The organism is Bacteroides sp., from assembly GCF_028690125.1.
GTDB lineage: Bacteria > Bacteroidota > Bacteroidia > Bacteroidales > Bacteroidaceae > Bacteroides.
Genome location: NZ_JAQVBV010000080.1, coordinates 1 through 9,385 on the forward strand (window position 1 = coordinate 1; position 9,385 = coordinate 9,385).

The window sequence follows — 9,385 nt, forward strand, 5'->3', positions numbered from 1 at the left end:
GTCTGTACCCAAAGACCGGCGTTGACAAGGGTGCGGACAATTTCGGCCAGCCATCCTGGCTGGTGGCCGAGGTGCTGGAAAAGGCGTTGGAGTGGCGATGCGGACGATGCCTCCGGTTTCGTCCCAGGATTCATGTCCATGCGGCTGGAGATGGCTCTGAGACAGCTATCCCAGTACTGTGCGAATGTTTCAGCCCACCGCTTCCATCTGCTCAAGGTGCTGTTCTCTGCAGAAATGCCTGTGTCAGCAGCTTCCGCGCTTGGCGTGCAAGCACTTTCGATGCTGGCAGAGGCATGTCGCTTGTACGGAACCAGGCAGTCTGGAAGCTCATGATGGATTCGACCACACGCTTCATTCGTACATTGAAGCCGTCGCAATGAGAGGAGGAGCTTTTCGCCGTCCGGTTGAACACAGCCTCTCATGCGGGTTCCGATACAAACGAGGGCTTCGCCGCAGCATGGACAGGGAACCTGACCACCACCCCTAACGAAAAATGCGCAATCCCTCCGGGTTGACCCCTTTCAAGACAAGGCTTGCATCTGATACAATAACCATGGTTATTGGTTGTGGCGCTCCTGTCATCCTCTCTGCTGCTAACAGATGGTGACGAACAAGGGGGCGCCATTCCTTTCCCTTTTTGTGGCCATTGTATCTGTCAATTCACGGTCAGGCAAGACTGTCAGCAAACGGCCTCGCTGCGGCGGCGCAAACAGTAGCTATAAGACTATGCTCCTATTGGCTCAGTATGACGTGTATCCAAGTTTATTTTAATAACACTTTTGCAAATCTTGCACTTATGCTCAACATCACCTTTCGCATTCTCATATGCTAACATCAGCTTATGTCTACAAACCGGGCACTTTACCTCATCTTTTTTCATATGTTCTCCCCCTTGTTTTAATAAGAATTTAAAATTTCTTCCAGAACTTATTAGACTTATTATTCTTCATTATTTTAATTGCAAGCTTTCCATTAACTTATCTCTTCTATAATTAAATTTTTCTTTAGCATACTCTAATGTCTTTTCATACTCTATTTTATTGTTTTTTATTTCATCACCTATATCATTCATATACTCCATTTCAAACAGTGGTATTTCAAGCCTCTCTAATTGGGGTGTATTCAGCAACTTGATAGTGGTACCTGTTTGTAACCCCTCTATCATCTTTACTCCTATGTCACTCTGTAAAAATTCGTACAAAACATAAGCATTGTATTTTTTTGGATTAACTCGTATCCTTGTTAGATTTCCACTGATAAATGCTGGTCTATAATCATCATCTACAATGGCAATCTTAACACTGGAGCCTTTGGAAGTGAGAATAATATCATCCGGTTTAATGTCATATTTACCTATCCAATCATTTTTCTTATTTGTTAACATCGACTCTTCATCATAGCAGATTCTTCCATTCTCTATATCCTTCACATTAATAAAGTAATGTGTACGCTCCCTACTTAATTGTTCTAAGTCCTCTTTCGATAATTGCACTCCCCTAGTAATTTGAGCCACTTCTTTTAAACCTATCGAATTACTAAACGAGTTTTTTAACAAATCAAAATCAAGGTACTCCGTGGGATTCAATGTGTAGTTATACTCTTTAATTTTTTCTATGTCCGCAAAGATACTAAAGTGGCCTTCTTCAACACCATATATATAACTTTCTATAATCTTTTTAATGCCTTCGGGGCTTATAGTATGTTGATTTCTATTAAGTCTATAGTTATATTCGCTTGCATTAATAAACAGAATTCTATTTCTTCGATCCCCAGTTTTATTTTTATTAAATATAATCAGCTCAGTTCCTATAGTAGATTTTTCATATAAATTTACCGGTAAGGTAATTACACACTCAATCAGGTCATCCTCTAGGATGCGCCTCCTGATATCAGCTTCATTACTTCGTACCAAAGTCCCTTTCGTTCCTATAACAATACCTTTTCCTGTATTATTTAAATGATATACTACATTTTGACAAAAGGCCCAATCTGCACTATTACGTGCTGGTATGCCATACCTTAATCTCGGATCATTTACTTCTAAATACCTATCAGAAAAAGTAATTTGAGGAATATCAGAAATAACAAGATCAAATTTTCTATCAACATCATCACCACTAAACATAAGAACATCTTTATTTACAACTCTATGATTTTTGATTTTATTTACTATCATTAATAGCTTTGATATTAAATAATTTGTCGCGTTAATCTCTTCGCCATAGTAATACACATCATCATTTATATAATTTTCTTTTATATGCTGAAAAATTTCTAATGCTATTCCTGATGTACCGGAACAGTAATCAGCAAAAGTAGTAACGTTGTTAAAATCTATCAAGCCAGGAATAATTTTTTTAATACCATCGGGAGTTTCATTAAACCCACATATTAATGAGCCAATTGAGGTTAACCTATTAATAAAATTTCTTACCTCATCAACTGACGAGAACCTTTTATCTCCAACAAGGTTAAAAATACGCTTTAATTTTTCCTCTGCGGATCTGTCTTCATAAATAAAAGTTCTATGCAATATTCCCGTTAAAATTCCGTTAAACTCGTAAAACTCATATTCAAAATTCTTCAGCTCATGCTGCATTACTTCTATACATCGATGTCCCTCTAGAAATTTATCAATTTTTAAGTTTGAAGAAGAGTACTCTTCATTCATATTTATCCATGTAATTGCTGAAACTCCAAGGATAATATGAAACGATTGCTCTTGGCTAAAGCTTAGCTTTAATTCATCAAAGCAAGTATGAATTATTTGCTCATGCTTATTGTTAGGGTAGTTCATTATTACACCATCTCCATTAAGGTATGTGCATACCTAATTATTTTTATTTAAAAAATATAGGTATGTGCATACCTATAAATTAATTCTATCATGGCATAATTACCATGTCAATATATTCCTCTACATTTATTTCTATTTTTATTAGGCTTCTTCTTCTTCTTCTACTTCTGATGCCTGCTTATTCATATACTCCTCCCGGATTTGAGAAAGCGTCTTACCACTATCTCTATGTACTGCAAAATTATATGTCTGGACACTGGACCATCCATATACTTCTTTTAGCCACATCTGCATGGATAACTCCTTGCCATCTATTGATATATTGCCATTTTTAAGAAGTACTCCTTGATTCTCGCGGTCTTTTGCCACTATAATATCTCCTGCTTTTACAACTCCCCAATCAAGCATTACATCTATTTTAGGTAATGACCTACGGGTAAAATCCTTATTCTGCTTTAGTATAGGTGAGGCCTTATCCATCAAATTAACATAGTAGTCATCATAGTCAGTAAGTGGCAGCAGCTTTTCAGCATTTAGAAATACTTCATTATTGATCTTATATGGCGTTAGCTTAAAGCAGCTCATATCTACACTATTACTATTTAGCCAAGCTACTGCTGATAAGGTTTGCTCATCATAATCCGAGGCAACAAGAATAATCCTTTGTTTCTTGTTAAATCTATTTTCCGCTCCGTTGACTCTCAAAAACTCATTTAGTTTTCTAATTCCTAACTCATATGATGTAAGATCACCGAGTTCAAACTCACTACGGTATTTTTCAATATATGGAGCATATACCTTTTTTACAAGAACATCCGCATTCTCTATAGTAGCATAGCTTGCAGCATATCGAATAGCCTGGAACTCAAATGCCTCTTTACGGTTTTCAATATCTTTGCGATCCCGCTTAATCTCTATCAATACAATGTTACCATTATTATCGACAGCTGTAAGGTCACTCCTACCGAGTTTTTCATTCTTAACCTGGCGCCCCACAATAAGCATAGATTCTTCATCATCACATAGCATGTCTACACTGGATCTGAGAATTTCTTCTATGTCATTCTCCTGCATACCAAGTTGCGTAAAGGTAACAGCCTCCACCTTTATAGCTTTTTTGCTTTTTATGTTGTACATACTGTTGCACCCCCTATCTCACTATTTATTCCGGTAGGGACATCACTACTTTTTAATACATCCATCTAAAACTCTAGTTCATTCAATAAATCTCTTAATTTTTTCAACTCATCAGCAGTTAGAGTCACACCTTTACCCATCTTTTCATGTTCTGGATCCCACTCTCGAAGATCATACTTCGGCTCTTTACCATTCCAACTGATAATGTTAAGCTCTTTTGCCCATCCTTTTGATGATTCAGAGAGTACACCTATGGTTTTCTTAATTTCATATTTTATATCTGGCATTGTGTTAATCTCCTTTAACATTTTTCTATCTGACTAGCACGCAGCATGCGTTACAATGCCACGTGCTCAATAAATGATTTCATTCTATCTGCAAATACGTACCCATTTTTTAAATAGAATCTAGTGCGCTTCCATAGCAGTTAATATCTATCGCAGGAGCAGTACCTAACTTTTGCAACTCAATTAATAGCTTTAGGAAAAAGAATATCAATGATTCTTGCTGCGTACTCTTTGCTATGGAAGTATTTTCGTAATCCACCAAAAATGAACCTTCCTCTAAGACACACCCAATATCTAATCTACTTTCATCATCTAAGCTATATATTGCTTTTTCAAAGCTTTCTCCCAATGGTGGGTTCCAGCTGCTTGATAGGGTCAATAGTCCCGAAAGGATTTTTTTATGCTGTTTCGGCTCATAATAGCCACCAGCATGAGGAATTGCAGTTGTTGTCCTTCTTAAAGATCTTACACTTTTTATTTTTTCACCAGCATAAACAATATAGTCTTTATTTATTTCTTGCTTTACTTCAAATACTGCATAAACACTCTCTGCTGGAATGTAATAGGCACTATCTTGATTAAAAACAAAAGGAGAGTATTGTTGATCGTAAATAACCACATCAATTTGGTCACTAATATTTCCGTCGCAGTCAATTATAAAAGCTTTATCAACACTATATCTCTTAGGCAAATAGGCTTTTAGCCATTCAATCCAGTTTAATTCGGACGAATCACCTTTTATGCCAGGATGTTGTATATGTTGCCTATTTGTTGACAGCTTCGCACTCATCTGAGTCTGCAAAGAATAGAAAAGACCTTTAATATCAATTTGCCCCATACCGCCACCCCCTATTTACCAAATAATTTTCTCCCAGTATTCTTGATTTCTACTCTCCTTCGCTTTCTTAGCTATGTTTTCTTTTTCATACTTATATAAATCATCCGATATCACATTGTTTGTATTAGCAGGATCCATAATAGTTTTGTCAACAAAGCTATCTTTTAGATAATCCAAAATTGATAAGAAGTTTGTAGCAGGCTGATTCTTATTTTTATATGTCAAAGCTTCTATTGCAACCAACTCCAAGTAAATGGAGGGGAAGTCTAAATTGTGTAACTTCCTCCATGTTTTCAGTAGTATAATCTCTTCAAGCCTTCCAGAATTTTTTACCTGCGTGATATGCTTGTGTATGTTTGTTTGTGTCCAAGTATTTTTTTTATTCCTATATAAGCTATGATCATTTGTATTACCGGAATGTTTCTTGCCAGGAACCAAGTCAATACTATGCCCACCATAATTTATTCCTATAGAAACGTTTTGTTTTCTACAACTAATACCTTTATTGCTAATATAGTTGTATAGAGAATCATAGATCTCCTTTAAAGTATTATTCGTAGTAGATTTTAGCGAAATGAATAAATCTAAATCTGAGCTGATATTTATAGCGGTTCCTTTTGCTCTTGATCCGGATATCTGGATATCATTAAGGCAATCGCCAGCCCATGCTTTTATCATTTCCCCTAACGGATTCACTACATAATACTGTGTTTGTGAATCCACTTCACTAGGCACTCTATACTTGGAAATAATTTTTCTAACGTATACATCAGAAGACATCACATCACCCCTTTTGTTCTTGAAATTAGGCTTTAGTAATACACTTCACCCTAATATGTTATCTACTCTCATTCTGACACATCAACTTAGTCTGCTCCATTACAATATCTACTGCTTTAGCAGTCTTATCTGGTGGATACCCGTACTTCTTTAGCAAACGCTTTATAGTCATTTTCATTTTGGCCTGAATACTTTCACGGATTGCCCAGTCTACGCTGATGTTGTTTTTTATAGACGTAGTTAAGTCCTTAGCAATCTGTTTTAGGATATCTTCGCCCATGATCTCTCTTGCAGATTCATTATCGGCTAAAGCATCATAGAATGCCAATTCATCCGGAGTTAATCCTGTATTTTCTCCGCGTTTTTCAGCATCGCTGATCTGCTTTGCAAGCTCAATGAGTTCCATTATAACCTGAGTAGTTTCAATAGCACGATTCTGATACTTTCTGATGGCAGCTTCCAATAGCTCCGAGAATTTCTTTGACTGCACAAGGTTGCGCCTTGAGAAAGTCTTTATGCTGCCTTTAAGCAGTCTGTTAAGGAGCTCAACTGCGAGGTTCTTCTGCTTCATACCTTTTACTTCTTCAAGGAACTCTTCAGAAAGTATAGCGATATTCGGCTTGGAAAGCCCAACTGAACCCAATATATCTACTACTTCATTTGAAGAAATCGACTTCGAGATCAGCTGGTTTAACTCACTGTCAAGCTGAGAAGTAGTTTTCTTCCTGTTGTCCTCGCTGATCATTTTAACAAGGCTTGCTTTGACCGCTTTATGGAATCCAACTTCTACATTGAGGCTTTCTGCCACATCTGTTGTAGCACATAGAGAATAAGCTCTGGCCATTTCGGTTACCAGCTTTATATAGTCGTTCTTTCTATCTTCACGAAGCCCAATAATATAATCCATGGTCTCCACAATGGCTTGCATCTTCTCACTCGGCTTGCCAGTGAAGAACTTACTGTAGTCGTGTCCATATAGCAATTCTTTTATTAGATCATGTTTTTCAAGAAGAACCTGCGATGCAACTTCAGTATCGACACCCGTAGTCTTCTTATCGCTTTCAGTATACTGTGCGAGTGCTTCTTTCAGATTTTCAGCTATACCAATGTAGTCAACAATAAGTCCACCTTGCTTTTCTTTAAATACACGGTTAACCCTTGCAATAGCCTGCATCAGGTTATGCCCCTGCATTGGCTTGTCAATGTACATGGTGTGCATACTCGGAACATCAAAGCCAGTCAGCCACATATCACGTACAATGACAAGTTTTAACTCATCATTTTTATCCTTCATACGCTTGGCTAACGTTTCACGGCTTGCCTTAGTTCCGATGAACTTCTGCCAGTCAGCCGGGTCAGATGATGCGCCTGTCATGACTATTTTGATTTTTCCCGCCATCAAGTCGTCACTATGCCAGTCAGGTCGTAATGCAACAATTTCTTTATATAGATCTATTGCAATTCTTCTGCTCATCGCAACGATCATGGCTTTGCCGCCTTCATTCTCTTGCGCCTGATCTCGTTTTTCAAAATGCTCTACGATATCCTTGGCAATCTGCTTCACACGTTCATTAGCACCAACAATTGCCTCGAGTCTGGCCCATTTACTCTTGAGTTTTTCTTTTTGGCTGTATTCCTGATACTCGGTGATTTCATCGTACTCGGTATCAACCTTTGGCTTCAGTTCTTCCGGTAGCTCCAGTTTTGCGATTCTGCTTTCGTAGAATATCTTAACCGTTGTTCCATCTTCAACCGCTCTGGTCATGTCATAGACATCGATGTAGTCACCAAATACAGCTCGGGTGTTTTTATCAGTTAATTCAACTGGTGTTCCAGTGAACCCTATATATGATGCATTTGGCAGACTGTCACGCATATATTTAGCATAGCCATACTTAACATCAGCCTCATCGTCACCCTTAACAATGTCGGCACCAAATCCATATTGACTGCGATGAGCTTCGTCTGCCATAACTATGACGTTATTGCGATCGGTAAGAACCATGCTGCTTCGGTATTCAGCGGAATCTTCAGCTACCATATCCAACTCGATCTCTTCTTTTGATTCATTTGCAAACGGAGCGAACTTATGAATGGTAGTGAAAATAATGCCACCACTGGTACGGTTATTAAGTAATTCTCTCAAATGGGTTCTATCTGTTGCTTGCACTGGAGTGCTTCTTAAAATGTCTTTGCTTTTCAGGAAAGTGCCGTAAAGTTGATCATCTAAGTCATTTCTATCCGTAATAATAACAATGGTTGGATTTTCAAGTTCCTCGTTGATTACAAGTTTTCCGGCATAGAAAACCATGGACAGGCTTTTACCGCTGCCCTGGGTGTGCCAAACAACACCAATTCTTCTATCTCCGGATTCCTGTGTAGCACGCTCAGTACTTTCTACCGCTTTATTAACAGCATGATACTGATGATAACCCGCCAGTATTTTAATGGTGTCTTTGCCATCACTTTGGAACAATACAAAATGCTTGATTATATCCAGGAAGCGGTCCCGCTGGAACATTCCTTTTATCAACACTTCAAGTTGTGGAATCGACAACGGTGCCACATCATCACCATCAATAGTACGCCATGACATAAATCTGTCTTCATCAGAAGTCAGCGTACCCGCTCTTGCATTGATCCCATCACTGGTCACCATAAAAGAATTATATGTGAACAGTGATGGGATGGTCATTTTATATGTTTGAAGCTGGTTATAGGCTTGAGTGATATCAACATTTTCCTCACTAGCACTTTTCAATTCTATGACTACCAGAGGGATTCCATTTACAAAAGAAACTACATCCGGGCGCTTTTCTACTCCATGCTCAACTATCGTAAACTGGTTAGCAACCATGAATTCGTTATTCAGCGGCTTCTCAAAGTCAAATACGTATACCTTTTCTGTTCTATAACTGGCATCTGCCTGCTTCACCTGGACATCAATTCCGTCAGTAATCATCTTTTGAAAAGCTTTATTATTCATGATTAAACTTGGGCTCTGTGGAATAGTTATCTGCCTAAATGCATCTTCTATAGCATCACTCGGCATCCTTGGATTTATCCTGGTAAGCGCTTCTTTAAGCCTGTCATTTAGAATAACATCACTATAGTCCTCACGTTCCGGATACTCTCCATCTGGTGCAATATCAGGACCGAATACTATCTCATAGCCGAGCTCTTCGAACCATTCCAGGGTGGCTTCTTCTAAGTGAGACTCACAGAAATTCTTTGGCATCTACTGCACCTCCTCTATTGGTACTCGAATTTCACCGCTCATAAGTTTAGGCAACAGAGTATCTCTTATGGTTGCTAACTTATCTATTTCAGCTCCATTCTGATAGATTGAATTGATTATCGTATCAAATATTTCCTTATACCTAAGCATTGATTCATCATCAGGTAGAACTATTAAATGCTTATTAACCGGTCTTTCGACCTGTAGTCTCTGAAACGCCTGAGGCTGTAGCAAACTGCAAAAATCGTCAGTCACTACAAGCTCTTATCGCCAATGGTCTTGATGCGTTTCAGCTTGTCCCTGACACC

Annotated in this window: 6 protein-coding genes and 1 pseudogene; all 7 read right to left on the minus strand. The window is 38.3% G+C overall.

Features of this window, described 5'->3' with window-relative positions; genetic code table 11:
• A pseudogene (locus tag PHO71_RS26335) lies at nt 1–452 on the minus strand (DUF6431 domain-containing protein); the annotation flags it as partial.
• Between the two features lie 497 nt (nt 453–949).
• Complete coding sequence (locus PHO71_RS24460; RefSeq protein WP_300208698.1) at nt 950–2,797, minus strand: N-6 DNA methylase; 1,848 nt, start codon at nt 2,795–2,797, stop codon at nt 950–952.
• 141 nt (nt 2,798–2,938) lie between these two features.
• Complete coding sequence (locus PHO71_RS24465; protein WP_300208700.1) at nt 2,939–3,934, minus strand: hypothetical protein; 996 nt, start codon at nt 3,932–3,934, stop codon at nt 2,939–2,941.
• Nucleotides 3,935–3,999: 65 nt separating this feature from the next.
• Nucleotides 4,000–4,221, minus strand: coding sequence for a PC4/YdbC family ssDNA-binding protein (locus tag PHO71_RS24470; protein ID WP_300208702.1), 222 nt, complete (start codon nt 4,219–4,221; stop codon nt 4,000–4,002).
• Between the two features lie 109 nt (nt 4,222–4,330).
• Nucleotides 4,331–5,059, minus strand: a complete 729-nt coding sequence (locus PHO71_RS24475) for a DUF6602 domain-containing protein (RefSeq protein ID WP_300208704.1) — start codon at nt 5,057–5,059, stop codon at nt 4,331–4,333.
• Between the two features lie 15 nt (nt 5,060–5,074).
• Nucleotides 5,075–5,839 (minus strand): hypothetical protein, encoded by a 765-nt coding sequence (locus PHO71_RS24480; protein ID WP_300208705.1) that lies wholly within the window; start codon nt 5,837–5,839, stop codon nt 5,075–5,077.
• A 58-nt stretch (nt 5,840–5,897) separates the two neighbouring features.
• Nucleotides 5,898–9,077, minus strand: coding sequence for a type I restriction endonuclease subunit R (locus PHO71_RS24485; RefSeq protein ID WP_300208707.1), 3,180 nt, complete (start codon nt 9,075–9,077; stop codon nt 5,898–5,900).
• Nucleotides 9,078–9,385 lie beyond the last annotated feature (308 nt).